Below are 26,208 nucleotides of genomic sequence, written 5' to 3' on the forward strand. Positions count from 1 at the left end.
CTGCTCCCCCCCGCAGCCCCTCAATAGCTGCGCCCGCCCTTGTACAGCGCGTGCTGGCGGCGCTTGAGCTGCGCCACCGCACCCAGGCGCGCCATGGCGGCGCCGGCATGGGCGTGGGTGATGGCCAGGCCCAGGGCGTCGGCGGCATCGGTGCCGGGCAGGCCGGGCAGCGCCAGCAGGCGACGCACCATCTCCTGCACCTGCGACTTGGCGGCGCGGCCGTGGCCGACCACGGCTTTTTTCATCTGCAGCGCCGTGTATTCGGACACCGGCAGCTGGGCGTTGACCAGCGCAGTCAGCGCCGCGCCGCGTGCCTGGCCCAGCAGCAGCGTGGACTGCGGGTTGACATTGACAAAGACGATCTCCACCGCCGCCGCTTCGGGCTGGTAGCGCGAGGCCACTTCGCTGATGCCGTCGAACAGCACCTTGAGCCGGCCCGGCAGATCGCCCAGCGCCACGCCGGCAGTGCGGATGGTGCCGCTGGCGACATAGCTCAGGCGCTGGCCGTCGGCATCGACCACGCCAAAGCCGGTGGTCTGCAGTCCGGGGTCGATGCCGAGGATTCTCATTGGTTCACCCAGCTCTTGAAGCTCTTTAATTGATAGCTGACAACGCTTGTCAGACAAGGGTTTGAGGCTGATTTGACCTGATATTCAAGGCAATTCGCTGCGCCCCATGCGCGCCAGCAGGGCGCGGCTGCGTGCAGCCAGATAGGGCGAGGCCGGCGTTTTCTCGAAGCGCCGGGGCGCGGGCAGCATGACGGCCAGGCGCGCCGCCTCGCTGGCGCTCAGGGCGCGGGCGCTCTTGCGATAGTAGTGCTGCGCCGCCGCCTCGGCGCCGAAGACGCCGGCGCCCCACTCGACGTTGTTCAGGTAGATCTCCAGGATGCGCTGCTTGCTCAGCAGCCGCTCCAGCGCAAAGGCCAGCACCAGCTCCTGGCTTTTTCTGAGCAGGGTGCGCTCGCCCGACAGCAGCAGGTTCTTGGCCAGCTGCTGGGTGATGGTCGAGCCGCCGCGCAGGCGCGGCGCGCGCGTGCTGTCCGGGCGGCTGCGCGCGGCCTGGCGGGCGTTGCGCTCCCAGGCCTTTTCCATGGCGCCCCACTCCACGCCCTCGTGGCGCGCAAAGCCGTCGTCCTCGGCGGCGATCACGGCGCGCTTGAGGTGGTCGGAGATCTGGTCGTAGGCCACCCACTGCTGGCGCCAGGTCAGCTTGCCATCGGCGCGCACCAGGCTCCAGGCCTGCGAGCGCTGAAAACTCGTGGACTCGGGCGCCAGCACCGCCATCAGGGCGATGCGCAGCACGAAGAACAGCTGCAGCGCGGCAAAGGCGCACGCCAGCAGCAGCAGCCAGCGCAGCAGGGCGCGCATGGGCACCGCCTCCCGACGCCGGCCCGCTCAGGCCTGGCCGGCGGCGATGGCGGCGCGCAGCTCGCCGAGCACCTGGGCGGCAGGTGGCTGCACGCCGCGCCACAGGGCAAAGGCCGCCGCCGCCTGCTGCACCAACATGCCCAGGCCGTCGCGCGGCTGCGCGCCGTGTGTGCGCGCCCAGGACAGAAAGCCCTCGGCGGCCGGGCCGTACATCATGTCGCAGGCCAGACTGCCCGGGCGCAGCACCCGCGCCGGCACCGGCACATCGGCGCCCGCCAGGCTGCTTGCCGTGGCGTTGATGATGACATCGAAATCCTGTTCCAGCCCTTGCTGGCCAAGTGCGAGCAGCTCTACTTTTTGTAGTGCTGCCAATTCTGCATGGCGCTGCGCCAGCTCCTGTGCGCGGGCGTGGGTGCGATTGCACACCACCAGGCGGCGCGGCTGCTGCTCCAGCAACGGCCCGAGCACGCCAGCCGCCGCGCCGCCCGCGCCGACCAGCAGCACGTCGCGCCCGGCCAGTGCCACGCCGGCGCCCTGCACGATGTCGGCCACCAGGCCCAGGCCATCAGTGTTGTCGGCATGGATGCGGCCACCTGGCTGCAGCACCAGGGTATTGGCGGCGCCGGCCAGTTGCACCCGGGCGCTGGTGCTGTGCGCCAGCTGCGCCGCCTGGTGCTTGAAGGGCACGGTGACGTTGCAGCCGCGCGCGCCGCGCGCCGCCAGCGCGGCCAGGGCGTCGGCAAAGCCGTCCTCGGGCGCCAGCAGGCGCTCGTAGTGCAGGTGCTGGCCGGTCAGTGCGGCAAAGCGCGCGTGGATCCAGGGCGAGCGGCTGTGCGCCACGGGGTTGCCGATCACGCAATACAGGTCAGGGGTGGTCATGCAGGGTCAGGCAGGTCAGCAGGAAATTCAGCGCACTTCGGTCTCCAGCGTCTGCTGGCGGGTGAATTTGAAGCGCGAGACCACGGCGATCTGGTCGGCGCGCGCGCGCATCTGCGGGCCGAAAGGCTCGAACGGCCCGGCGGCACGGGCGATGGCCTCGGCGCGGCGGTCGAGCAGCGCATTGCCCGAGCCTTGCGCAATCTCGGTGTCCAGCACCCGGCCATCGTGGTTCACGGTCAGGATCATGACCAGCTCGCCATAGAGCTTTTGCCCGGCGTGCTCGGGGAAGTTGCGCGTGCCCTTGTCCTCGACCCGGCGGCGCAGCGTGTCGTAGTAGATGGCATAAACCTCCTCGCGCGTGGCCGGGCTGATGTAGCGCTTGCGCGGGCGGGCGTTTTCCTCGTTGATGCGCCGCTCGATCTCGGCCAGCAGCTTTTGCAGGTGCAGGCGCTTTTGCTCCTGCGTCTGCTGCTCGCCGCTGTCGGCGGGGGCGCGCGGCTCGGGCGTAGGCAGCGCGGACAGCTCGCGGCGCAGCTGCGCCAGCATCTGGGTCTGCTGCTCCAGCAGCTGATCCATGCGCTGCTGCGACTCCTCCAGGTCGTCGCCGATGCGCGTCAGCGCCGAGGACGGCAGCGGGCTGGTGGCGCGTCCCGCCTCGGCGTCGCCGCCACCGGCCAGCGAGGCCTGGGCGATGGCCTGGGCCTTGTCCGGCACCTCCTCGGAGCGGGCATTGACCAGGATGACCTCCAGCGGCGTGTCCTCGAAGATACGGTTGAAGCGCTCGGGATCGACAAAGCGCACCGTGAGCAGCAGCGCGTGCAGCGCCACCGATACGCCCAGGGCGATGTGCAGGGTGGACGGGCGGGCCATGGCAGTGCGGGCAGCCAGACTCATGCCGACGCGGGCGCAGCCGGAGCCGCTGGCGCGCCGTCGCCCTCCTGCACATCGACGGCAATGGCGATGGGGCCGGCCACGGCTTCGCCCTCGCCCTCGTCGTCATCCACCGGGCCGTCGTCGCTGGCGTCCAGCGGATCGTCCAGGCGCGCCAGCACCGTGCCATGCACGTCCAGGCTGATCTCGTCGATCTCGCCCAGGCGCACGCGCACGCGCGCGCCGCGCGTCAGGCTGTCCGGGCCGAGCGCCGGCAGCACCAGCGGCAAGGTGTCGGCGCGCAGCAGCAGGCCGCCGGCATTGGCATCGCGGATCACGGTGGCGTCCAGCTCGGCGATGGCGTTTTGCTGCAGGTACTTGAGCGTCCACAGCCGCTCCATGCTGCTTTGGTAGGCGTTGTAGGCGCTGTAGGTGCCCTCGAAGCTGCTGATGATGGCGAACAGCTCGGCATCCTTGGGCTTGAAGGGCGCGGCCAGCGCGGCGGTCTTGCCGTGGCGCGCGCAGGCGATGACCTGCCACTGGTTGACCAGATCGACGTAGCGGCGCAGCGGCGAGGTGGCCCAGGCGTAGCTCTTCACGCCGATGCCGGCGTGCGGCAGGGCGCGCGTGGACATGCGCACCTTGACGCCGGGCGCCAGACTGGCCTGGCTGCGGTAGATGCCGGGCACGCCGTAGTCGGCCAGCAACTCGCCCCAGGTGCTGTTGGCGACGATGGCGGCCTCGGCCACGATCAAGTCCAGCGGCGCGCCGCGCCGGCGCGTGCTGATCTCGACGCGCTCGCTGCCGTCGGGCTCGTCGCCGGCCACGCCGTGCAGGCGGAAGCTGTAGTCGGGCCGGCTGAAGGTCTCGGGCTTGCCGCGCACCTCCTCGCGCTGCAGCTTGAGCTGGCGCGCCAGTCGGTGTAAAAATGATAGCTGTTCGCGCAAGTCAGACAAGGCTTGCGGCGTGTTTTCTATCTGAATTTCTGGGTGGGCCAGCCAGTCCTCGGTGACGATGTGATCGAGCTGGTCGTGGCGCAGGTTGACGCTGACTGGCACGCGTTCGAGCAGGGTTTCGTGGCCGGTGATGGCCAGCGTGGCCTCGTCGATGCTCACGTACAGCGACACCGCCGGGTTGGCGCGGCCCTCGTCCAGGGTGTAGCGCTGCACCACCTCATGCGGCAGCATGGTGATCTTGTGGCCCGGCATATAGACCGTGGACAGGCGGGTGCGCGCCACGCGATCCAACTCGCCGCCGGGCTCGATGGCCAGGCCGGGCGCGGCGATGTGGATGCCCAGGCGCACCGTGCCGCTGCCCAGGCCGGTGAGCGACAGGGCGTCGTCGATCTCGGTGGTGGCCGAGTCGTCGATGGAGAAGGCCTGCACGTCGGCCAGCGGCAGCTCCTGCGGCGGCTCGGGCGCGGCCAGCGGGGCAAAGCCCGTGCCGCGCGGGAAGAAATCGAACAGAAAGCGCTGCCAGTGGAACTGGTAGCTCGACTGGATGGCGCCGGCGCGCGAGAGCAGCGCCAGCGGCGCCAGCTGCGCGGCGCGGCTGGCCTCGACCACGGCCTTGTACTCGGGCGCATTCTTGTCGGGCTTGAACAGTATCCGGTAGAGCTGATCGAGCACGGGCTGTGGGCAGCGGCCCGCCACCAGCTCGCCGGCCCAGGCGTCGATCTGCTCTTGCAGCTGGCGCTTTTTCTCGATGGCCGCCAGCGCCTGCTGCACGACCTCGGCGCTAGCCTTTTTGAAGCGGCCCTTGCCGGCGCGGCGAAAGTAATGCGGCGCCTCGAACAGCGCCAGCAGCATGGCGGCCTGCTCCATGGGCGGCGCGGCGGCGGAGAAATACTCGCGCGCCAGTTCGGCAAAGCCGAATTCGTCCTCGGGGGCGAACTCCCAGGCCAGCGGCAGCTCGATCTCGGCGGCCAGCGCGCGCGCGCCGGCCAGCAGCTCGGCGGGGCCGGCTTGTCGAACCTGAGCAGGATGTTGGCGGTCTTGACCTTGACCCGCTTGCCCGAGTCCAGCTCGATTTGTGCGGAGGACTCGGCCTCGGACAGGATGCGCCCGGCCAGGAATTTGCCGGCTTCGTCAAACAGTGCGTGCATAGGGGCGGGATTTTCCCACGCCCATGACCGGCACTTGCCGCAATGCACCGACGCGGGGGTGGCGCACGGCGCGCGCCCTGGAGTTGGGCGTTGGGCGGGGAGCGCGCGGCACACGCCAGCGCACACCCTGAACACACCCTCAGGCCAGGTCGCAGAACTCCATGACCTGCCCGATCAGCTCGGGGAAGTTGGATAGCGCATGGTCGCCGCCCGGGAGCACCAGCTGGCGCGCCTGCGGGTAGCGCGCCACCATGGTGCGCCAGTCCAGCACCTCATCGCCCTGGGCGGCGATCAGCAGCTGCGGCCCGGCGCTGCCCTGGCCGCGCGCATCCCGCACATCCCAGGCGCGTAGCTCGTCGATGTATTCGGGGCGAAAGAAAAAACGGTCTTCGGGGTTGTGCCAGGCGGTCTGCTCGCCGATATGGCGCGCCAGCGTGCCGGCCGGGTCGGTGGACGGGTTGAGCAGCACGCTGGGGCAGCCCTTGTGGTGCGCCACCCAGCTGGCATAAAAGCCCCCCAGCGACGAGCCGATGACGGCCATGCGCGCGCCCGGCCAGTCGGCGATGCCGCGTGCCACCAGTGCCTGGGCCTGGGCCGGCGAGGGCGGCAATTGCGGGCACCAGAAGGTCACGTCCGGGTGCCGGCGCGCCACGTAGTCGGCCACCTGGCGTGCCTTCATGGACTGGGGCGAGGAGCGAAAGCCGTGCAGATACAGCAAATGGGTATTGGGCATGGGCGCGATTGTGACGCGGCGCAGCGCCGGATAATCGCCGCCCCATGGCCACCCTCAGCAGCTCGACCTTCCAGTCCCCGACGCTGGCGCAGCGCATCATGCCGCTGCTGCGCGGCTTCGACTGGCCGCTGATCCTGATCCTGCTGGCGCTGGCCGGCATCGGCCTGGTGGCCATGTATTCCGCCGGCTACGACCACGGCACGCGCTTTGCCGACCACGCGCGCAACATGCTGTTGGCCGCCGGCATCCTGTTCCTGGTGGCGCAGGTGCCGCCGCAGCGCCTGATGACGCTGGCGCTGCCGCTGTATGCGCTGGGCGTGGCGCTGCTGGTGGCGGTGGCGCTGTTCGGCATCACCAAGAAGGGGGCGCAGCGCTGGATCAACATCGGCGTGGTGCTGCAGCCCAGCGAGCTGATGAAGATCGCCATGCCGCTCTTGCTGGCCTGGTGGTTCCAAAAGCGCGAGGGCCAGATCCGCGCCGCCGAGTTCCTGATCGCCGCCGCCCTGCTGGCCCTGCCCGTGGGCCTGATCATGAAGCAGCCCGACCTGGGCACGGCGCTCTTGGTGCTGGCTGCGGGCGCCTCCGTCATCTTCTTTGCCGGCCTGCCCTGGAAGCTGGTGCTGCCGCCGGTGCTGCTGGCTGCCGTCGGCATCAGCCTGGTGGTCTGGTACGAGCCGCAGCTGTGCGCCGACGGCGTGCGCTGGCCGGTGCTGCACAACTACCAGCAGCAGCGTATCTGCACGCTGCTCGACCCTACGCGTGACCCGCTGGGCAAGGGTTTCCACATCATCCAGGGCATGATCGCCATCGGCTCGGGCGGCCTGTGGGGCAAGGGCTTCATGGCCGGCACGCAGACACACCTGGAGTTCATCCCCGAGCGCACCACGGACTTCATCTTCGCGGCGTTCTCCGAAGAGTTCGGCCTGGCCGGCAATCTGACGCTGATCACCTGCTATTTGCTGCTGGTCTGGCGCGGCCTGGCCATCGCCGTGCAGGCCGACACGCTGTTTGGCCGGCTGATGGCCGCGGGCGTGTCAATGATCTTCTTCGCCTACGCCTTCGTGAACATGGGCATGGTCAGCGGCCTGCTGCCGGTGGTGGGCGTGCCCCTGCCCTTCATCAGTTACGGCGGCACCGCCATGGCCACGCTGGGCCTGGCACTGGGCGTGCTGATGTCGATCGCCCGCGCCCAGCACCAGCCCGCCGAGCAGGCCTGGCAGCCCGAGGCGGCCTGAAACCTGCCGGCCCGCCCGCCCCTGCCGCCTTCAGGAAAGCGGGCGCTGCCTACAATCGCGCGATGATTTCCCGCGAACCGACCATCGAGCGCCTGGCCACGGCGCACGAGCTGCTGCTCACCCCCTTCGGCCTGGACGAAACGCACCTGGCGCGCGCCCTGGCGCACATCCGCGCGCACCAGGTCGATGACGCCGACCTGTATTTCCAGTACACCCGCCACGAGGGCTGGAGCCTGGAGGAGGGCATCGTCAAGACCGGCTCGTTCTCCATCGACCAGGGCGTGGGCGTGCGCGCCGTGAGCGGCGAGAAGACGGCCTTTGCCTACTCCGACGACATCTCCGCCGCCTCGCTCATGGATGCGGCCAGCACCGTGCGCTCGATTTCCGCCGTAGGGCAGGCGGGACGTGCGCGGGTAGCTAGCAAAAAAATAGCAAAAAGCCGACTGCTGTATCCCGCCATCGATCCGATTGCCAGCATGGACAGCACGGCCAAGGTGCAGTTGCTCGAACGTGTCGAGCAACGCGCGCGCAGCCGCGATCCGCGCATCGTGCAGGTCATGGCCGGCCTGGCCAGCGAGTACGACGTGGTGCTGGTGGCGCGCGCCGACGGCACCCTGGCCGCCGACGTGCGCCCGCTGGTGCGCCTGTCGGTCACGGTGATCGCCGAGCAGGGCGGGCGCCGTGAGGTCGGCTCCTCGGGCGGCGGCGGGCGCTTCGGCCTGGCCTATTTCACCGATCTGCAGATTGCCGAGTACGTCGATGAGGCAGTCAACGCCGCCCTGACCAACCTGGACGCGCGAGCAGCGCCGGCGGGCGAGATGACCGTGGTGCTCGGCCCCGGCTGGCCCGGCGTGCTGCTGCACGAGGCCGTCGGTCACGGGCTGGAGGGCGACTTCAATCGCAAGGGCTCCAGCGCCTTCAGCGGTCGCATCGGCGAGCGCGTGGCCGCCCGGGGCGTCACGGTACTCGACGACGGCACCATTGCCGAGCGGCGCGGCTCGCTGAACATCGACGACGAGGGCCACGCCACGCAGAAGAACGTGCTGATCGAGGACGGCATCCTCACGGGCTACATCCAGGACAGCCTGAATGCGCGCCTGATGGGCGTGCCGACCACCGGCAATGGCCGGCGCGAGAGCTACGCCCACCTGCCCATGCCGCGCATGACCAACACCTACATGCTGGCCGGCGACAAGGATCCGCGCGAGATCATCGCCAGCATCGAGCGCGGCCTGTATGCGACCAACTTCGGCGGCGGGCAGGTGGACATCACCAGCGGCAAGTTCGTGTTCTCGGCCAGCCAGGCCTTCTGGGTGGAAAACGGCAAGATCCAGTACCCGGTCAAGGGTGCGACGCTGATCGGCAGCGGCCCCGAGTCGCTCAAGCGCGTGACCATGATCGGCAACGACTTGGCGCTGGACAGCGGCGTGGGCACCTGCGGCAAGGAAGGCCAGAGCGTGCCGGTGGGCGTAGGCCAGCCGACCATGCGCATCGAAGGCCTCACGGTGGGCGGCACGGCCTGAGGCTTGCCGGGCACTGCTGCATCCACTGGAGGCCTGGCCGGTCATGACCTCATCGCCAAGCCAGAGCACCACACTGTCCGATCACCAGGTCATCAGTTCGGGCCTGGACTTTGCCGGTGTCACCCGCTTTCTGCAGCAGGATGCGGCCAATCCCGAAACCCAGTCGCTGCGCCTGAGCGTCTCCTCCCTGTCGGCCCTGGTGGAGCGCACCGCCCACGTGCGCCGCACGCAGTCATCCATCGACACCATCGAGCGCCAGGCCGCCAGGCTGTCGCACCAGATACGCCAGCATCAGTTGCTGCTGACCGGCATGGGCTCGGCCTGGCATGGCCTGTACGAATTCGGCGCATACCAGCAGGCGGTGCAGTCGCTGCGCCAGGCGCTGGAGGGCTGGCGCGAGACGCTGCGCCGGCGCAGCTCGGCGGAGCCGCAATGCTTCCAGGACTTCGAGCGTCTGGCCTGGCGCACCCTGGGCGAAGCGCTGCTGGTGCTTGATCTTTATGAACAGCAAAGCACCGCCCCGCAGCGCGCCGCGCCACCTTCCACACCGCCCAGGCCATCCCGCCCCACCCTGCTGGCGCGCCTGCGCGCCTGGCTGGGCGGACAGCGCCTGTAGCACAGCGGCAACACCAAGGCATGTTGCAGTGCCGCAAACCATGCTACATTGGCTCGCTATGTACAGCGCCAGCGTGTCCTATTTTTACTTTTGGTTCTCCATCCCCGGCGGATGAGAGAGGCACGCGCGCACCCACACCAGACACAGCCCCCTCCAGACAACCGCCGAAGCTGACAGCAGCCCGGCGGTTTTTTTTGGCCTCTTTCTCCCTTCCGTCCATTCAACCATCCAACGTCCACCACGAGGAAGCACCCATGAACGCCCGTATCCCCGCGCCCGATACCTGGTATCCCAACGTCGAGACCACCAGCCAGACCGACGACCAACGCATCCAGGACATCACCGTGCTTCCCCCGCCAGAACATCTGATCCGCTTCTTCCCCATCCGAGGCTCCGAAGTGGAGGGCCTCATCGCCGACACGCGCAGGAACATCCAGCGCATCATGCAGGGGCAGGACGACCGGCTGCTGGTGGTCATCGGCCCATGCTCCATCCACAACCCGGAGGCAGCGCTGGACTACGCCCGCCGCCTGCAGGCGGTGCGCCAGCAATACGCCGGCGATCTGGAGATCGTCATGCGCGTGTACTTCGAGAAACCCCGCACCACCGTGGGCTGGAAGGGCCTGATCAACGACCCCTACCTGGACGGCAGCTACCGCATCGACGAAGGCCTGCGCATCGCCCGCCAGCTGCTGATCGACATCAACCGCCTGGGCGTGCCGGCCGGCAGCGAATTCCTGGACGTGATCAGCCCGCAGTACATCGGCGACCTGATCAGCTGGGGCGCCATCGGCGCGCGCACCACGGAAAGCCAGGTACACCGTGAGCTAGCCTCGGGCATCTCGGCGCCGATCGGCTTCAAGAACGGCACGGACGGCAACATCCGCATCGCCACCGACGCCATCCAGTCGGCCAGCCGGGGCCACCACTTCCTGTCGGTACACAAGAACGGCCAGGTGGCCATCGTCCACACCAAGGGCAACCAGGACTGCCACGTCATCCTGCGCGGCGGCAAGGCGCCCAACTACGACGCGGCCCATGTCCAGGCCGCCTGCAAGGATCTGGAGGCTGCCGGCCTGCACCCATCGCTGATGGTGGACTGCAGCCACGCCAACAGCAGCAAGCAGCATGAAAAGCAGCGCGACGTGGCGCGCGAGATTGCAGCGCAGATCGCCGGTGGCTCCAGCAGCGTGTTCGGCGTCATGGTCGAAAGCCACCTGGTGGCGGGCGCGCAGAAGTTCACCCCCGGCAGCGACAGGCCGCAGGCGCTGGAGTACGGCAAGAGCATCACCGATGCCTGCCTGGGCTGGGAGGACTCGCAGGCGCTGCTGGACGAGCTGGCCGCTGCGGTGCGGACACGGCGCAGCGCAGGGTAAGCTTGTTCTTTTCCCCAACCCTCTCGATCAAGAAAGCCGCACATCATGCAAAACGAAGTCTTCGTCACACTCTCCCCCGGTGAAGAGCAGCGCCTGGATCTGCACGGCAGCACCCCCATGGAGCTGGAGCAGGCGCGCCGCTGGCTGGATGACGAATTCATCCGCCTGGAGTGCGAACCACTGCGCGCCAGCGGCAAGGTGCTGCTGGCCGACAAGGTGCTGGTCATCGCCCAGGCCGCCGGGGCGCGCCATTTTGGCGATGCCGCCTGGGCCGCCCAGTTCGGCCAGGCCGCCGTGGCGGCATTGGCGCGGCCCACGCTGCGCATCGACGTGCCGGCGATGGCCGTGACCTATTGAGCGATTGATGGGATCGGGCGCGGGTGCGGGCGCCCGCCTTCCAGGCGGAACTGCCCAGCCGCCCGTGCCAGCTGCCGGGCCTGCCCATGCAGCGCAGCCGATGCCGCCGTGGACTGTTCGACCAGGGCGGCATTTTGCTGCGTCATCCGATCCAGGTGGGCCACCGACTGGTTGATCTGCGCCAGGTTGTCGCTTTGCATGGCGGCACTTTCGGTGATTTCGGCCACCAGTTGCGAGACTTGGCGCACGCTGCCCACAATCTGCGCCATGGTCTCGCCCGCCTGCCCGGCCAGCCTGGCACCGCCCGAGACATGTTCAGCTGACACCTGGATCAGCTCCCTGATTTCCCGCGCCGCCTGGGCACTGCGCTGCGCCAGGGTTCTGACCTCGCTGGCCACCACGGCAAAGCCCCGGCCAGCCTCACCGGCACGTGCCGCCTCCACGGCGGCGTTGAGCGCCAGGATGTTGGTCTGGAAGGCGATGGAGTCGATGACCGCAGTGATATCGCCGATGCGCCGCGAGCTTTCGGAGATCTTCTCCATTGCCTGCGTCACCTGCCCCACGACGGCCCCACCGCGTCCGGCCACATCGGCAGCCGTTGCCGCCAGGCGGCTGGCATGGCACGAGGACTCGGCGCCTTGCTGCACCACACTGGTGAGCATTTCCATGGACGAAGCGGTCTGTTGCAGGCTGGCTGCGGTCTGCTCGGTGCGCTGGCTCAAATCCTGGTTGCCGGCAGCAATCTCTGAGCTGGCCTGCCCCACCCCACCTGCTGCCTGCTGCACCTGACCCACCAGGGTATGCAGCGCCTGCTGCATACGACCCATGGCGTTGATCAACTCGCCCACCTCGTCGCGGCCTGTGGCTGCAACCACCTGGGTCAGGTCTCCGCCGGCGATGCGCTCGGCCAGTTCGCTGGCCTGGCGCAACGCACGCGCGATGGAGCGCACTGTCAGCAGGGTCAGCGGTATCTGCACCAGCAGCGCCAGCGCCACGGCCAAGGCAATCACGAGTGCCATGCGGGCCGCGCGCGCGTCCAGTTGCGCGCGGGCCTGCTCCATGTGCTGGCGCGCCTGATCGGTCAGCTCGGCCAGCACCCGGTCGGCGCTTTCCATGTGTCCATTGAAGCGCTCGGCATAGGCTGCGGCACCTGCACCATCGAGCTGGGCACGCTCGATCTGCTCGAAGATGGGGATGACGCCTGCGGCATAGAGCCCGATCTCGGCCAGTGTCCGATCGATTGCTGCGCCGAACTGTGCATCCTGATCGGCGCGTGCCCGAACACGGCCCAGGCCGTCCTGCAGGTCTGCACGCTGTCTGTCCCAGACTTGGCGCAGGGTACCGACAGCATCGGCATTGTTGAAATTGATGACGATGTCCTTTTCCAGCCGTCGCAGCTGCCCCAGGCTGGTGCGCAACTCGGTCATGGCCGTGAGCGTCTGCACCTGCCGGGCAAACAACTCATGTACCGTGGCACGGGAGCTTTCCAGGGCGCCGTACCCCAGGGCGCCAACGATGGCAAGCAAAAGCAGCGAAAAAACGGTCGCGGCATACAAGCGCGCACGGATGGAGATGCGCCCGGATAAGGACATGTGCAGACCTTCAAGGAAAGAATAGCCAGCCCTTGTGAGGCCAGCCTTTGGAGTTGAGCGTGCTTGCGCCCTGAAGGCATCATAGGTAGCGCCGGGCTGCGGCAGAACCCGGGAAAGCACGGGCTGCCGAAGCTGTTGGCGCCTGCCGCGTCCCGCTTTCCTTGCTGGGCAACAGCCCGCTCAAGGAGCAAGCGTGGCGATGGGGATGTAGAAATCCCCGCCGGCGCGGTTGAACTCTTCGGCCTTGGCCTGCATCCCAACAGCCACCGCCTCAGCTTCGCCCACGCCACGGGCGGCGGCGTATTCGCGCACCTCCTGCGTGATCTTCATGGAGCAGAACTTCGGCCCGCACATGGAGCAAAAATGCGCCACCTTGGCGCTGTCCTTGGGCAGGGTTTCGTCGTGGAATTCGCGTGCCGTGTCCGGATCCAGCCCCAGGTTGAACTGATCCTGCCAACGGAACTCGAAGCGCGCCTGGGACAGGGCATCGTCGCGCGCGCGGGCGCCGGGGTGGCCCTTGGCCACGTCTGCCGCGTGCGCGGCGATCCGGTAGGCGATGATGCCCTGCTTGACGTCGTCGCGATCCGGCAGGCCCAGGTGCTCCTTGGGCGTCACGTAGCACAGCATGGCCGTGCCCATCCAGCCGATCATGGCGGCACCGATGGCGGACGCGATGTGGTCGTAGCCGGGCGCGATGTCGATGGTCAGCGGCCCCAGGGTGTAGAACGGCGCCTCGTGGCAGGTCTTGAGCTGCTCGGCCATGTTGGCCTGGATCATGTGCATGGGTACGTGGCCAGGGCCTTCGATCATGGTCTGCACATCGTGCTTCCAGGCAATTTGCGTGAGCTCGCCCAGGGTGTGCAGCTCGGCAAACTGGGCCTCGTCGTTGGCGTCCGACGCGCAGCCCGGGCGCAGGCCATCGCCCAGGCTGAAGGCGACGTCATAGCTTTTCATGATGTCGCAGATGTCCTCGAAGTGCGTATAGAGGAAGCTCTCCCTGTGGTGCGCCATGCACCACTTGGCCATGATGGAGCCGCCGCGCGAGACGATGCCGGTGCGCCGACCCGCCGTCAGATGGATGAAGGCCAGGCGCACACCGGCATGGATGGTGAAGTAGTCCACGCCCTGCTCGGCCTGCTCGATGAGCGTGTCGCGGAAGATCTCCCAGCTCAGGTCTTCGGCGATGCCGCCGACCTTTTCCAGCGCCTGGTAGATGGGCACGGTGCCTATGGGCACGGGCGAGTTGCGGATGATCCAGTCGCGCGTGGTGTGGATGTTCTTGCCGGTAGACAAATCCATGACGTTGTCGGCGCCCCAGCGAATGGCCCAGACCAGCTTTTCCACCTCCTCCTCGATGCTCGACGTCACGGCCGAGTTGCCGATGTTGGCGTTGATCTTGACCTTGAAGTTGCGCCCGATGGCCATGGGCTCGGCCTCGGGGTGGTTGATGTTGGCCGGGATGATGGCGCGGCCCCGCGCCACTTCATCCCGCACGAATTCGGGCGTGATGATCCTGGGGGTGCTGGCGCCCAGCGGGTTGCCAGCCAGGCGCTGCTCGCGTGCGGCATCCTGCTGGTACTGCGCCATCCACTCGCGCCGACCGTTCTCGCGCAGGGCGACGTATTCCATCTCCGGCGTGACAATGCCCTTTCTGGCGTAGTGCATCTGCGTGACGTTGGCGCCGCGGCTGGCGCGGCGCGGCTGGCGTTGCAGCGCAGCGGCTTCGGCACGCAGGACGGCCAGGCGGGCGGCGTCCTCGCTCTTGCTGCCATCGTCCAGGGCAACCGGCTTGCGCCCTTCATAGACTTCGGTGTCGCCGCGCTCGGCAATCCAGGCGCCGCGCACGCTGGCCAGGCCCTTCTTCACATCGATGCTGGCCGCCGGGTCGGTGTAGGGGCCGGAGGTGTCATAGACGCTGACCACCTCGCCGTTGGTCAGCGTGATGTCGCGCACCGGCACGCGCAGGTCGGCGCGGCTGCCGGTGATGAAGGATTTGGTCGAGGCAGGAAACGGCTCGCGGGCGCGGGCCAGCAGATGGGAGAAATCGGCGGGGGCGTTCATGGCAGGCACTCCAGTTCATGGTGAAGGGAATGCTCCGCAATCGACAGGAAAGGGCTGGGCGCTCGCAAACGCACCCGGGCCATTCCTGCTGCAGCTCTTCTTACGCTGGTGCTAACCAGATCAAGTTCGCGGTTTTGGCGATCGGGTTCGCCATCTCAGCACGCCTGTCGTTCGTGCACCCCGGAGCGGGCGCAGTATAGGCGTTGGGCGTTGCTCACAGGGCGGACGCAAAACGCCCATCGCACAACTTTCCCCCCCTACTCAGGCCACGCGCTCCATGATCAGCACGGCAAAGAACATGCCGGCGGCGATCAGCGTCCACTTCAGGATGATCCAACCCAGGCGCCGCCAGTGCGCCTGGCCGGTGCCGGCGTAGAAGGCAAAGCACACCGCCGCCACCAGCAACAGCAGCATGACCAGCCAGCGAAACAGCAGCATGGCTTCAGCCCCACCAGCGCCTGCTCACCAGGCCCGCACCGCCCGGGCAAAGCCGCGCGGCGCCTGGCGCTCGTGCTCGAAGCTGACCAGCTCCCAGGCATCGCGCTGGGCCAGCAGCTCGCGCAGCAGCAGGTTGTTCATGGCATGGCCCGAGCGGAAGGCGCTGTAGGCGGCCAGCAGTGGCCGGCCCACCAGGTACAGGTCGCCCATGGCGTCCAGGATCTTGTGGCGGGCAAATTCGGCGTCGTAGCGCAGGCCGTCGGCATTGAGCACGCGGTAGTCATCCATGACGATGGCATTGTCCAGCCCGCCGCCCAGGGCCAGGCCGCTGGCGCGCAGCATCTCCACGTCGCGCGTGAAGCCGAAGGTACGCGCGCGGGCGATGTCGCGCGCATAGTTACCCTCGCCCAGATCGAACTCAACGCTCTGGCCGGTCGAGTCCACCGCCGGGTGGGCAAAGTCGATCTCGAAGCGCAGCTTGAAGCCGTGGTAGGGCGCAAGGCGCGCCCACTTGAGGTTGCTGCCCTCGCCCTCGCGCACCTCCACCAGCCGCGTCACGCGGATGAAGCGCTTGGGCGCGTTCTGCAGCTCGATGCCAGCGCTTTGCAGCAGGAAGACGAAGGAGGCCGACGAGCCATCCAGGATGGGCACTTCCTCGGCGGTGATGTCGATGTAGAGGTTGTCCAGCCCCAGGCCGGCGCAGGCGGACATCAGGTGCTCCACGGTGTGTACCTTGGCGCCGCCGACACCGATGGTGGAGGCCATGCGCGTGTCCACCACTGCCTCGGCGCTGATGGGAATGTCCACCGGCTCGGGCAGATCGATCCGGCGAAAGACGATGCCGGTGTCGGGCGCCGCCGGGCGCAGGGTCAGCTCGACCCGCTGGCCGCTGTGCAGACCCATGCCCACGGCGCGCGTCAGGGTCTTGATGGTGCGTTGCTGGAGCATCGGCAGATTCTAGGAAGCAATGAAAAACCGGGCTGACAAGCCCGGCCCTGGAGCAGGTGGCGGGCCAGCCCGCCGTCCATCAGTCTGCCTGCTTGCGCAGGAAAGCCGGGATGTCCAGCTCGTCCATGCCGCCCGAGGACAGGGCATCGACTCGCGCCGTGGCCTGCGTGCGATTGTTGCGCCAGACGCTGGGCACCGTCATGTTGCCGTAGTCGCCGCCGACCACTGCGCTGGCTGCCGTCGCAGAGCCAGCCCCGGGCATGGTGTAGGCGACGTTGTCGGTGCCGGTGCGCAGGCTGCCCTGCACCACCTGCATGGCCTGGCGACGCGCGCCGGCGCGTGCCAGTCCGGTGGCGATCACCGTGACGCGGATGGCGTCCTCCAGGGACTCGTCATAGGCGGCGCCAAAGATCACCTGGGCGTCCTGCGAAGCGTAGGCGTTGATGGTGGTCATGGCCAGTCGCGACTCGGCCAGCTTCAGGCTGCCCTTGGCCGCCGTGACCAGCACCAGCACGCCCTTGGCACCCGACAGGTCTATGCCCTCCAGCAGCGGACAGGCAATGGCCTGCTCGGCGGCGATGCGGGCGCGATCCGGGCCGCTGGCCGTGGCCGTGCCCATCATGGCGCGGCCCGGCTCGCCCATCACGGTGCGCACGTCCTCGAAGTCCACGTTCACCTGGCCGTACTCGTTGATGATCTCGGCAATGCCGCCCACGGCGTTCTTGAGCACGTCGTTGGCATGGGCGAAGGCTTCCTCCTGGCCGATGTCGTCGCCCAGCACCTCCAGCAGCTTCTCGTTGAGCACGACGATCAGCGAGTCCACGTTGGCCTCCAGCTCGGCCAGGCCTTCTTCCGCGTTCTTCATCTTGCGGCTGCCTTCCCACTCGAAGGGCTTGGTGACCACGCCCACGGTGAGGATGCCCATCTCCTTGGCCACGCGCGCAATCACGGGCGCGGCGCCCGTGCCGGTGCCCCCGCCCATGCCGGCAGTGATGAACAGCATGTTGGCACCCTCGATCACCTGGCGGATATCTTCCTCGGCCTGGGTGGCGGCCTCGCGTGCGCGATCGGGCTTGTTGCCCGCGCCCAGGCCGTTGTGGCCGAGCTGGATAGTGCGGTGCGCCGAACTGCGCAGCAGCTGCTGCGCGTCGGTGTTGGCGCTGATGAACTCCACGCCCTGAACGTTGCGCGCGATCATGTGTTCGACGGCATTGCCGCCTCCGCCGCCCACCCCGATCACCTTGATGCGCGTGCCCTGGTTGAACTCTTCGGACTCGATCATTTCGATGCTCATGTGCGTGCTCCCGTGTCTGCTTGCTGAAGTGGTGTAGCTGGAAAAAGAAATTGGCAAACTTTATTGCGTTTGTTGCGTTGCCGCGCCGGCCTCATCTGCCGGCCTCTGGCTTGAACTTGGCCTGGATTTTCGCCATCGCCCGCACTTTCTGTGTTTGCGAAGGTACATGTCAGAAATTCCCCACAATGAAATCCTTGAAACGGCCAAAGGCCGTCTTCACGGTGCTGCTCTTGGCGGCCACCTTGAAGCCACGCAGGCGCGCCAGGCGGGCTTCCTCCAAAAGGCCCATAACGGTAGCCGCACGCGGCTGGGCAATCATGTCAGCCAAAGCGCCGGAATACTTCGGTATGCCACGGCGCACGGGCTTCAGAAAGATGTCCTCGCCCAGCTCCACCATGCCCGGCATGACGGCGCTGCCCCCGGTGAGCACTATCCCCGAGGACAGCACCTCTTCGTAGCCGGACTCGCGGATGACCTGCTGCACCAGCGAGAAAATCTCTTCCACACGCGGCTCGATGACGCCGGCCAGCGCCTGGCGCGACAACATGCGCGGGCTGCGGTCGCCCAGGCCCGGCACCTCGACCTGCCCCTCGGGGTCGGCCAGCAGCTGCTTGGCATAGCCGCTCTCGACCTTGATGTCCTCGGCGTCCTTGGTCGGCGTCCTGAGCGCCATGGCAATGTCGCTGGTAATCAAGTCCCCGGCAATCGGGATTACTGCGGTATGCCGGATGGCGCCACCGGTGAACACGGCGATGTCGGTGGTGCCTGCGCCGATGTCCACCAGCGCCACGCCCAGCTCGCGCTCGTCATCGGTGAGCACGGCGTGGCTGGAGGCCAGCGGGTTGAGCATCAGCTGCTCGACCTCCAGGCCACAGCGGCGCACGCACTTGATGATGTTCTCCGCCGCACTCTGCGCGCCGGTGACGATGTGGATGTTGGCCTCCAGGCGGATGCCGCTCATGCCGATGGGCTCGCGCACATCCTGGCCGTCGATCACGAACTCCTGCGGCTCGACCAGCAGCAATCGCTGGTCGCTGGAGATGTTGATGGCCTTGGCCGTCTCGACCACCCGCGCCACGTCGGTGGCTGAGACCTCGCGATCCTTGATGGCCACCATGCCGCGCGAGTTGCGCCCACGGATATGGCTGCCAGTGATGCCGGTATAGACGCGCTGGATGCGGCAGTCGGCCATCAGCTCCGCCTCCTTGAGCGCCTGCTGGATGCTTTGCACCGTGGCATCGATGTTGACCACCACGCCGCGCTTGAGGCCATTGCCCGGGGCGATGCCCAAACCGGCGAGTTTCAGCTCGCCACCGGGCAGCACCTCGGCCACCACGGCCATGACCTTGGCCGTGCCGATGTCCAGCCCCACCACGACGTCCTTGTATTCCCTTGCCATGCTTACCCTCGGTTGTTCTGTACGGCACGTCGCGCCGGTGTCGGTGTGGATGCCGCTGGCGCCGCACGCGGCGCTGCCGGCCTGGCGCGCGCGGCCCGGGCAGCCTCCTCGGCACTCATGGTCGTCACCCCGTGCAGGCGCACGGCGTAGCCGCCGGCGTGGCGCAGATCGGCGTATTCCAGCGCGCCCACGCTGCGTCCGCCGTGCTGCTGCGTCACCTGTGCCAGGGTATTGGCCAGGCGGCGCACGCGCTCAAGCACCTCGGACTGCGTGCCGCTGCCCAGCTCCAGCACCGCGCCGCTGCCCAACTGCACGCGCCAGCCGCCGTGCGCCGTGAGCGTCAGCGTATCCACGGATGAGCCCAGCGGGGCCAGCGCCGTTGCAAGCAGCCGCAGCATGGCCAGCAATTCGCTGGCGCGCTCGGGCGTGCCGATCAGGCGCGGCAGGCGGCTTTCGTCCTGGTCGTCCTGGTCATCCGCCTCGGCCTCGAAGACCACGCCCTGGCCATCCATCAACATGCCGCTGCCTTCGGCGCCCCAATGGGCCACGGCGTCGTGCTCGGTGAGCAGCACGCGCAGGCCGCTGGGAAACTCGCGGCGCACCTGCGCGCTGCGCACCCAGGGCACTTGCTCGAAGGCGCGGCGCGCAGCCTGCAGATCGAGCGTGAAGAAATTGCCCACCAGCTGCGGCGCGACGTTGGCGCGCAGGCTCATGGCGCTGGTGTGCGCCAGGTCGCCCTCGACCACGATGCGTCCCACGGCAAACGCCGGGTGGCGCAGCAGCCACAGGCCGCCCGCCCACAGCACGGCCAGCAGCGCGCCCAGGAACACCACCGAGGCGGTGATGTTCATCAGGCGCACGTCCAGCGGTGCGGGCAGGGCGGCAGCGGCGTTCATGGTGTCGCGCCGGCCTCGCAAGCTGCACGCCCCTGCAGCGCGTCCAGCGACGCGCCGGCCAGGATGTGCAGGCACAGGTCTTCGTAGCTGATGCCGGCGGCGCGCGCCGACATCGGCACCAGCGAATGCCCGGTCATGCCCGGCGAGGTGTTGATCTCCAGCAAGAAGGGCTGGCGGTCGCTGGCGCGCACCATGATGTCGGCGCGCGCCCAGCCACGGCAGCCCAGCGAACGGTAGGCCTGCACGACCAGCTCTCGGATGGCCTGCTCCTCATGCTCGGGCAGGCCGCTGGGGCAGTGGTACTGCGTAGCGTCGGTGAAGTATTTGTTCTGGTAGTCGTAGTTGCCCTCGGGCGCGACGATGCGGATCAGCGGCAGCGCGGACGCAGCCGCGCCCTGGCCCAGCACCGGGCAGGTGGTCTCGTCGCCGTCGATGAACTGCTCGCACAGCACTTCGGGGTCGAAGCGCGCGGCCAGGCGGTAGGCCTGCTCGCACTGGCCGATGGAGCTCACCCGGGTCAGGCCCAGCGTCGAGCCCTCGCGCGCAGGCTTGACGATCATGGGCGCGCCCAGCTCCTGGAAGGCGCGCGCCGTCTCGTCGGCGCTGGCCACCAGGCGCCAGTCGGGCGTGGGCAGGCCGTCGGCGCGCCAGATGCGCTTGGTCATGATCTTGTCCATGGACACGCTGGAGGCCAGCACGCCCGGGCCGGTGTAGGGGATACCCAGCAGCTCCAGCGCGCCCTGCACCGTGCCGTCCTCGCCGTGGCGGCCATGCAGCGCGATGAAGCAGCGCGCGTAGCCGTGCGCCTTGAGCTCGCCCAGATCGGCCTGCGCCGGATCGAAGGCATGGGCATCGACGCCGCGCGAGCGCAGCGCATTGAGCACGCCGCCACCCGACATCAGCGAGACCTCGCGCTCGGCGGACGAACCGCCCATCAGCACCGCCACCTTGCCCAGGGCAGCGCTGTCGATGTTTTCAATTTTTGAATCAAATTGGCTCATAACCCGCTCCCAGCAAGCGCTGACAGCTCACTTTTTTGCAGCAAATCCACCACCTGCCCGGCCACCGCACCGATGGAGCCGGCGCCCATGCACAGCACCACGTCGCCAGCGCGCGCCAGCTCGGCGATGCGCGCCGGCAGTTGGCACACATCAGGCTCGAACAGTGGTGCCGGCTGGCTGGCCGAGGCCCGGGTCTGGGCTGCCTGCACGGCCTGCGCCAGCGCCCGGCCATCGGCGCCGGCGATCGGCGCCTCGCCGGCAGCATAGACCTCGGTCAGCAGCAGCGCATCGGCACGCGCCAGCACGGCGGCGAAGTCGTCCAGGCAGTCGCGCGTGCGGCTGTAGCGGTGCGGCTGGAAGACCAGCACGATGCGCCGCCCCGGCCAGGCGCCGCGTGCGGCCTCCAGCGTGGCGGCCAGCTCGACCGGATGATGGCCGTAGTCCTCGACCAGGGTGAAGCTGCCGCCGTCGCCGCTGGGCAGCTCGCCGTGGCTCTGGAAGCGCCGGCCCACGCCGCCGAAGCCGGCCAGCGCGCGCAGGAGCGCCGCATCGTCCACCTCCAGCTCGGCGGCCACGGCAATCGCCGCCAGGGCGTTGAGCACGTTGTGCTGGCCGGGCAGGTTCAGCACCACGTCCAGCGCCGGCAGCGCTTGGCCGGCCGTCTCGCGCAGCACGCGAAAGTGCATCTGCGTGCCCACGGCGCGCACGTCCAGGGCGCGCACCTGGGCGTCGCCAGACAGGCCGTAGCGTGTCACGGGCCGCTGCAGCCGGGCGGCGATGGCGCGCACCGGCGCGTCGTCGATACAGACGATGGCCCGGCCATAGAAAGGCATACGGTGCAGGAAATCGACGAAGGCCTGCTGCAGCCGGCCAAAGTCGTGGCCGTAGGTCTCCATGTGGTCGGCGTCGATGTTGGTGACCACGGCCAGCACCGGCAGCAGGTTCAGGAACGACGCATCCGACTCGTCGGCCTCGACCACGATGTAGTCGCCGCTGCCGAGCCGGGCGTTGCTGCCGGCGCTGTTCAGGCGCCCGCCGATGACGTAGGTCGGATCCAGCCCGGCCTCGGCCAGGATGCTGGCCACCAGGCTGGTGGTCGTGGTCTTGCCGTGCGCGCCGGCAATCGCGATGCCGCGCTGAAAGCGCATCAGCTCGGCCAGCATCAGCGCGCGCGGCACCACCGGGATGCCGGCAGCGCGCGCCGCCTGCACCTCGGGGTTGTCCTCGGGCACCGCCGTGGAGGTGACCACGGCATCGGCGCCGGCGATGTGCGCCGCCGCGTGGCCGAGGTGCGTGGCGATGCCCAGATCGGCCAGGCGCTGCAGCACGGCGCTGCCTTGCAGATCGGAGCCGGAGACCCGGTAACCCAGGTGGTGCAGCACCTCGGCAATGCCGCACATGCCCGAGCCGCCGATGCCGACGAAGTGGAGGTGGCGAATGGCGTGTTTCATCGGGCGGCCAGCTCCTCGCAGGCCAGGGCCACCTCGCGGGCAGCTTGGGTCTTTTGCATCTTTTTGGCTTCCAGGGCGCACTGGACAAGCGCTGAACGCTGCATTTTAGATAGCAATTCGGCCAAACCCTGGGGTGTCAGGTCGCGCTGGGGCACCAGCCAGCCGCCGCCGGCATCGACCAGGAAGCGCGCATTGGCGCTCTGGTGGTCATCGACGGCGTGCGGAAAGGGCACGAACACGGCGGCGGCGCCCACGGCGGCGATCTCGGTCACGGTGCTGGCGCCGGCGCGGCAGACGATGATGTCGGCCTCGGCGTAGGCGCTGGCGGTGTCGTCGATGAAGGGCGTGAGCGTGGCCTGCACGCCGGCGGCCTGGTAGTTGGCGCGCAGCCGCTCGATCTGCGCCGCGCCGCTTTGGTGCGTGACCATGGGGCGCTGCGCTTCGGGCAGCAGCGCCAGCGCCTGCGGCACGATCTCGTTGAGCGCCTGTGCGCCCAGGCTGCCGCCCACGACCAGCAGTTTGAGCGACCCGCTGCGCCCGGCGAAGCGCTCGGCGGGGCCGGCTTGCCGGGTGAAGGCGGCGCGCAGCGGGTTGCCGACCCAGCGGCCTTTTTTCAGCACCTCGGGGAAGGCGGTGAAGACCCGCTCGGCCACCAGCGCCAGCAGCCGGTTGGCCATGCCGGGCACGGAATTTTGCTCGTGTATCACCAGCGGGCAGCCCGTGGCCGAGGCCATCAGCCCGCCGGGGAAGGTGACGTAGCCGCCCAGGCCGACCACCACGTCGGGCCGGATGCGGCGCAGCAGCCGCCAGGACTGGGCCAGGGCGCGCAGCAGCCTGAGCGGCGCCAGCGCCAGCGTCAGCACGCCCTTGCCGCGCACGCCGGAGAACTCGATGGTCTCGAAGGCAAAGCCGTGCGGCGGCACGATGCGCGCCTCCATGCTGCCCGCCGTGCCCAGCCAATGCACACGCCAGCCGCGCGCGCGCAGCTCCTCGGCTACAGCCAGGCCGGGGAAGATGTGGCCGCCGGTGCCGCCGGCCATGATGAGGGCGACCTTTTGCGTCATGCACGCCCTCCGCGCATCAAAACCTTGTTCTCGTAATCCACGCGCAGCACCACCGCAATCGCCACCAAATTCATCAGGATGGCCGAGCCGCCGAAGCTCATGAGCGGCAGCGTCAGGCCCTTGGTCGGCAGCGCGCCCAGGTTCACGCCCATGTTGATGAAGGATTGAAAGCCGAACCAGATGGCCACGCCCTGCGCCACCAGGCCGGAGAACACCCGATCCAGTGCAATCGCCTGCCGCCCGATCTGCATCAGTCGGCGCGTGAGCCACAGAAAGGCCACGATCAGCACCAGCACGCCAACCAGGCCGAACTCCTCGCCAATCACGGCCAACAGGAAGTCGGTGTGCGCCTCGGGCAGCCAGTGCAGCTTTTCCACGCTGGCGCCCAGGCCCACGCCAAACAGTTCGCCCCGGCCAATGGCGATCAAGGCGTGCGAGAGCTGGTAGCCCTTGCCCAGGGCGTGCGCCTCGGAAAACGGATCGAGGTAGGCGAAGATGCGCTCGCGCCGCCAGGGCGAGAGCCAGACCATGGCGGCAAAGGCCAGCACCAGAACCAGCGCGATCAGGAAGAACATGCGCGCGTTGACCCCGCCCAGGAACAGGATGCCCATGGCGATCACGGCAATGACCATGAAGGCGCCCATGTCCGGCTCGCCCAGCAGCAGGCCGCCGACGATGCCCACGGCCAGTCCCATGGGCAGCACGGCGCGAAAGAAGCGCTCCTTCACATCCATGCGCCGCACCATGTAGTCGGCGGCATACAGCAGCACCGCGAACTTGGCCAGCTCCGAGGGCTGGAAGTTCATGAAACCCAGGCTCAGCCAGCGCCGGGCACCGTTGACCATCAGGCCCACGTGCGGGATCAGCACGGCAATCAGCAGCAGCAACGAGACCACGAACAGCCACGGCGCCAGGCGCTCCCAGGTGTTCATGGACACCTGGAAGGCCAGCAGCGCGCAGACGAAGCCGATGCCAATCGCCATGACGTGGCGCACCACGAAATGCGTCGGCGCAATCGCCCCGAAGCGCGGGTTGTCCGGCATGGCGATCGAGGCTGAATAGACCATGACCACGCTGAAGGCCAGCAGCAGCACCACCATCCACAAAAGCGCCTCGTCGAAGCCCAGCACACGCGCCGGCGTGGCGGCGGTGCCGCGCAGCTCGGTGCCGGCCACGCGCACCGGCAGCACGTCCACGGCGTCGGGCGCGCGCCGGCCCAGGCGCGCGCGCAGGCGCGCCAGCAGACCGGCGCTGGCGGCAGCGGTGTCGCTCATGCCGCGCCTCCCCCCATGAAGGGCTGGCCGGCGTCCTCGGCCAGCTCCCGCACGGCGGCGCGGAAGACGCGGGCGCGCTCCTCGTAGCCGTTGAACATGTCCCAGCTGGCGCAGGCCGGCGACAGCAGCACGGCGTCACCCGCGTGCGCCCGCGCCGCCGCCTGGCGCACGGCCTGGGGCAGCGTGGCGGCATCCTCCAGCGGCACGGCGCAGCCGTGCAGCGCAGCGCGGATGCGCGGTGCATCGCGCCCGATCAGCACCACGGCGCGGGCGTGGCGCGCCACCGGTGCAGCCAGCGGCGCGAAGTCCTGCCCCTTGCCGTCGCCGCCCAAAATGACCACCAGCCGGCGCTCGGCGCCCAGGCCGGCCAGCGCGGCCACGGTGGCGCCGACGTTGGTGCCCTTGCTGTCGTCGAAATACTCCACGTCCTGCACGATGGCCACCGGCTCGACCCGATGCGGCTCGCCCCGGTACTCGCGCAGGCCGTGCAGCAGCGGGGCGAGCTGGCAGCCCGCCGCCTGCGCCAGCGCCAGCGCCGCCAAGGCATTGGTGGCGTTGTGCCGGCCCCGGATGCGCAGCGCCTCGGCGGGCATCAGGCGCTGGATGTGCAGCTCCTCGTCCTGCCGGCTGGCGCGGCGCGCAGTCTCGTCGGCCTCGTGGGCGCGCACCAGCCAGGCCATGCCGGCGGCCACTTCGATGCCGAAGTCGCCGGGGCGCTGCGGCATGTCGGCGCCAAAAGTCACATGGGCGCGCTGCTGGGGCTTTTGCAGCCGGACGCGCACCGGCTCGGGCAGCATGGCCAGCACCGCCGGGTCGTCGCGGTTGAGCACCATCAGCGCCTGCTGGCCGAAGATGCGCGCCTTGGCCGCGCCGTAGGCCGCCATGCTGCCGTGCCAGTCCAGATGATCCTGCGTCAGGTTCAGCACCGTGGCCGCCGTGGGCTCGAAGCCCTCCTGGCTGCCATCGAGCTGGAAGCTCGACAGCTCCAACACCCAGGCGCGCGGCAGGGCATCAACGCCGCCCGTGGCCTCGGCGTCCAGGCACCGGGCCAGCGTGTCCAGCAGCGACGGGCCGATGTTGCCGGCCACCGCCACGGGCACGCCGGCCCAGGCCAGCAGATGGCCGGTCAGCGCTGTCACCGTGGTCTTGCCGTTGGTGCCGGTCACGGCCAGCACGGCGGGGGCGTAGCCGCCCTGCGCGCGCAGCAATGCCAGCGCCTCCGAAAACAAGTCTAATTCGCCGCAAACCCTTATCTGACAAGCGTTGGCAGCTATCAACAAAGGAGCAATCTCGGCGGACATCAGGCCGGGCGAGCGCAGCAGCACATCCAGCGCTGCGCCCTCGACCAAGCGGGCATCGAACGGCCCGGCAACAAAGCGCACCTGCGGCAGCTGCGCGCGCAGCACGGCCAGTTGCGGCGGGTTGTCGCGCGTGTCGGCCACGGTGACCTCGGCCCCGCAGCGCAGGCACCAGCGCGCCATGGCCAGGCCCGAGGTGCCCAGGCCCAGCACCAGCACGCGCTGCCCGGCCATGCTGGTGGCCAGCGCAGCGCGCAGCGCCGGCAGCTCGGGTGTGGCTGCCGGCGGCGCCATCCATGCAGCCGTTGCAGCGTCCCCACCCATGTCCGCACCCGTATCTGCGTCTGCATCCGGGCCCGCATCCGCACGCTGCACATCGGCAAAGATGCGCGCCACGAACTGCGCCGCCTCGGCAGCGGCACTCGGCACCGG

The 26,208-nt window shown here is 68.8% G+C and carries 22 protein-coding genes, 1 pseudogene and 1 riboswitch; of the genes and pseudogenes, 5 read left to right on the plus strand and 18 right to left on the minus strand.

Annotation, left to right across the window (positions count from 1 at the left end; all coding sequences use genetic code 11):
• Positions 1-20: 20 nt before the first annotated feature.
• From ruvC to IDM45_RS10840, 6 genes and pseudogenes are all read right to left on the minus strand, one after another.
• Positions 21-569 carry a crossover junction endodeoxyribonuclease RuvC gene (ruvC, locus tag IDM45_RS10815; protein ID WP_209422845.1) on the minus strand — a complete coding sequence of 183 codons (549 nt, stop codon included), beginning with the start codon at positions 567-569 and terminating at the stop codon, positions 21-23.
• Between the two features lie 84 nt (positions 570-653).
• Positions 654-1,367, minus strand: a complete 714-nt coding sequence (gene mtgA, locus IDM45_RS10820; protein ID WP_209422846.1) for a monofunctional biosynthetic peptidoglycan transglycosylase — start codon at positions 1,365-1,367, stop codon at positions 654-656.
• A gap of 27 nt (positions 1,368-1,394) precedes the next feature.
• Complete coding sequence (gene aroE, locus IDM45_RS10825; RefSeq protein WP_209422847.1) at positions 1,395-2,246, minus strand: shikimate dehydrogenase; 852 nt, start codon at positions 2,244-2,246, stop codon at positions 1,395-1,397.
• A gap of 27 nt (positions 2,247-2,273) precedes the next feature.
• The gene (locus tag IDM45_RS10830) at positions 2,274-3,116 is read right to left on the minus strand and encodes an energy transducer TonB (RefSeq protein WP_408631665.1); all 843 of its coding nucleotides are present in this window, start codon (positions 3,114-3,116) and stop codon (positions 2,274-2,276) included.
• Positions 3,117-3,136: 20 nt separating this feature from the next.
• Positions 3,137-5,220 (minus strand): annotated as a pseudogene (locus tag IDM45_RS10835) (ribonuclease catalytic domain-containing protein).
• Positions 5,221-5,359: 139 nt separating this feature from the next.
• Positions 5,360-5,953 (minus strand): YqiA/YcfP family alpha/beta fold hydrolase, encoded by a 594-nt coding sequence (locus tag IDM45_RS10840; protein ID WP_209422849.1) that lies wholly within the window; start codon positions 5,951-5,953, stop codon positions 5,360-5,362.
• A gap of 44 nt (positions 5,954-5,997) precedes the next feature.
• Between IDM45_RS10840 and rodA the strand changes: the two genes are divergently transcribed.
• From rodA to IDM45_RS10865, 5 genes are all read left to right on the plus strand, one after another.
• Complete coding sequence (rodA, locus tag IDM45_RS10845) at positions 5,998-7,188, plus strand: rod shape-determining protein RodA (protein WP_209422850.1); 1,191 nt, start codon at positions 5,998-6,000, stop codon at positions 7,186-7,188.
• Between the two features lie 62 nt (positions 7,189-7,250).
• Complete coding sequence (gene tldD, locus IDM45_RS10850; protein ID WP_209422851.1) at positions 7,251-8,711, plus strand: metalloprotease TldD; 1,461 nt, start codon at positions 7,251-7,253, stop codon at positions 8,709-8,711.
• 43 nt (positions 8,712-8,754) lie between these two features.
• Positions 8,755-9,327, plus strand: coding sequence for a hypothetical protein (locus tag IDM45_RS10855; protein WP_209422852.1), 573 nt, complete (start codon positions 8,755-8,757; stop codon positions 9,325-9,327).
• Between the two features lie 254 nt (positions 9,328-9,581).
• Positions 9,582-10,703: a 3-deoxy-7-phosphoheptulonate synthase gene (locus IDM45_RS10860; RefSeq protein ID WP_209422853.1), complete on the plus strand. Its 1,122-nt coding sequence runs from the start codon at positions 9,582-9,584 to the stop codon at positions 10,701-10,703.
• 45 nt (positions 10,704-10,748) lie between these two features.
• Positions 10,749-11,060 (plus strand): hypothetical protein, encoded by a 312-nt coding sequence (locus tag IDM45_RS10865; RefSeq protein ID WP_209422854.1) that lies wholly within the window; start codon positions 10,749-10,751, stop codon positions 11,058-11,060.
• Here the strand turns inward: IDM45_RS10865 and IDM45_RS10870 are convergent.
• The 12 genes from IDM45_RS10870 to murD form a co-directional block, all read right to left on the minus strand.
• Positions 11,054-12,652, minus strand: a complete 1,599-nt coding sequence (locus IDM45_RS10870) for a methyl-accepting chemotaxis protein (protein WP_209422855.1) — start codon at positions 12,650-12,652, stop codon at positions 11,054-11,056. The genes IDM45_RS10865 and IDM45_RS10870 overlap by 7 nt on opposite strands.
• 180 nt (positions 12,653-12,832) lie before the next feature.
• Entirely contained in the window at positions 12,833-14,713 is a 1,881-nt protein-coding gene (gene thiC / locus IDM45_RS10875; protein ID WP_209422856.1) for a phosphomethylpyrimidine synthase ThiC, read from the minus strand.
• 80 nt (positions 14,714-14,793) lie between these two features.
• Positions 14,794-14,906: riboswitch (TPP riboswitch) on the minus strand.
• 68 nt (positions 14,907-14,974) lie between these two features.
• Positions 14,975-15,151, minus strand: a complete 177-nt coding sequence (locus tag IDM45_RS10880) for a hypothetical protein (protein ID WP_209422857.1) — start codon at positions 15,149-15,151, stop codon at positions 14,975-14,977.
• A 24-nt stretch (positions 15,152-15,175) separates the two neighbouring features.
• On the minus strand, positions 15,176-16,099 hold the full coding sequence (gene lpxC, locus IDM45_RS10885) for a UDP-3-O-acyl-N-acetylglucosamine deacetylase (RefSeq protein WP_209422858.1): 924 nt from the start codon (positions 16,097-16,099) through the stop codon (positions 15,176-15,178).
• A 79-nt stretch (positions 16,100-16,178) separates the two neighbouring features.
• On the minus strand, positions 16,179-17,393 hold the full coding sequence (ftsZ, locus tag IDM45_RS10890; protein ID WP_209422859.1) for a cell division protein FtsZ: 1,215 nt from the start codon (positions 17,391-17,393) through the stop codon (positions 16,179-16,181).
• A gap of 169 nt (positions 17,394-17,562) precedes the next feature.
• Positions 17,563-18,792, minus strand: a complete 1,230-nt coding sequence (gene ftsA / locus IDM45_RS10895) for a cell division protein FtsA (protein ID WP_209422860.1) — start codon at positions 18,790-18,792, stop codon at positions 17,563-17,565.
• A 2-nt stretch (positions 18,793-18,794) separates the two neighbouring features.
• A complete protein-coding gene (locus IDM45_RS10900) occupies positions 18,795-19,688 on the minus strand; it encodes a cell division protein FtsQ/DivIB (protein ID WP_209422861.1) in 894 nt (297 codons plus the stop codon).
• Positions 19,685-20,689, minus strand: a complete 1,005-nt coding sequence (locus IDM45_RS10905; protein ID WP_209422862.1) for a D-alanine--D-alanine ligase — start codon at positions 20,687-20,689, stop codon at positions 19,685-19,687. The genes IDM45_RS10900 and IDM45_RS10905 overlap by 4 nt, the downstream gene beginning before the upstream one ends.
• Positions 20,686-22,140 carry a UDP-N-acetylmuramate--L-alanine ligase gene (gene murC, locus IDM45_RS10910; RefSeq protein WP_209422863.1) on the minus strand — a complete coding sequence of 485 codons (1,455 nt, stop codon included), beginning with the start codon at positions 22,138-22,140 and terminating at the stop codon, positions 20,686-20,688. The genes IDM45_RS10905 and murC overlap by 4 nt, the downstream gene beginning before the upstream one ends.
• On the minus strand, positions 22,137-23,204 hold the full coding sequence (murG, locus tag IDM45_RS10915; protein ID WP_209422864.1) for an undecaprenyldiphospho-muramoylpentapeptide beta-N-acetylglucosaminyltransferase: 1,068 nt from the start codon (positions 23,202-23,204) through the stop codon (positions 22,137-22,139). The genes murC and murG overlap by 4 nt, the downstream gene beginning before the upstream one ends.
• Positions 23,201-24,478 carry a putative lipid II flippase FtsW gene (gene ftsW / locus IDM45_RS10920; protein ID WP_209422865.1) on the minus strand — a complete coding sequence of 426 codons (1,278 nt, stop codon included), beginning with the start codon at positions 24,476-24,478 and terminating at the stop codon, positions 23,201-23,203. Before ftsW ends, murG begins: the two co-directional genes overlap by 4 nt.
• Positions 24,475-26,010 carry a UDP-N-acetylmuramoyl-L-alanine--D-glutamate ligase gene (gene murD, locus IDM45_RS10925; protein ID WP_411828438.1) on the minus strand — a complete coding sequence of 512 codons (1,536 nt, stop codon included), beginning with the start codon at positions 26,008-26,010 and terminating at the stop codon, positions 24,475-24,477. The genes ftsW and murD overlap by 4 nt, the downstream gene beginning before the upstream one ends.
• Positions 26,011-26,208 lie beyond the last annotated feature (198 nt).

The organism is Melaminivora jejuensis (assembly GCF_017811175.1).
GTDB lineage: Bacteria > Pseudomonadota > Gammaproteobacteria > Burkholderiales > Burkholderiaceae_C > Melaminivora > Melaminivora jejuensis.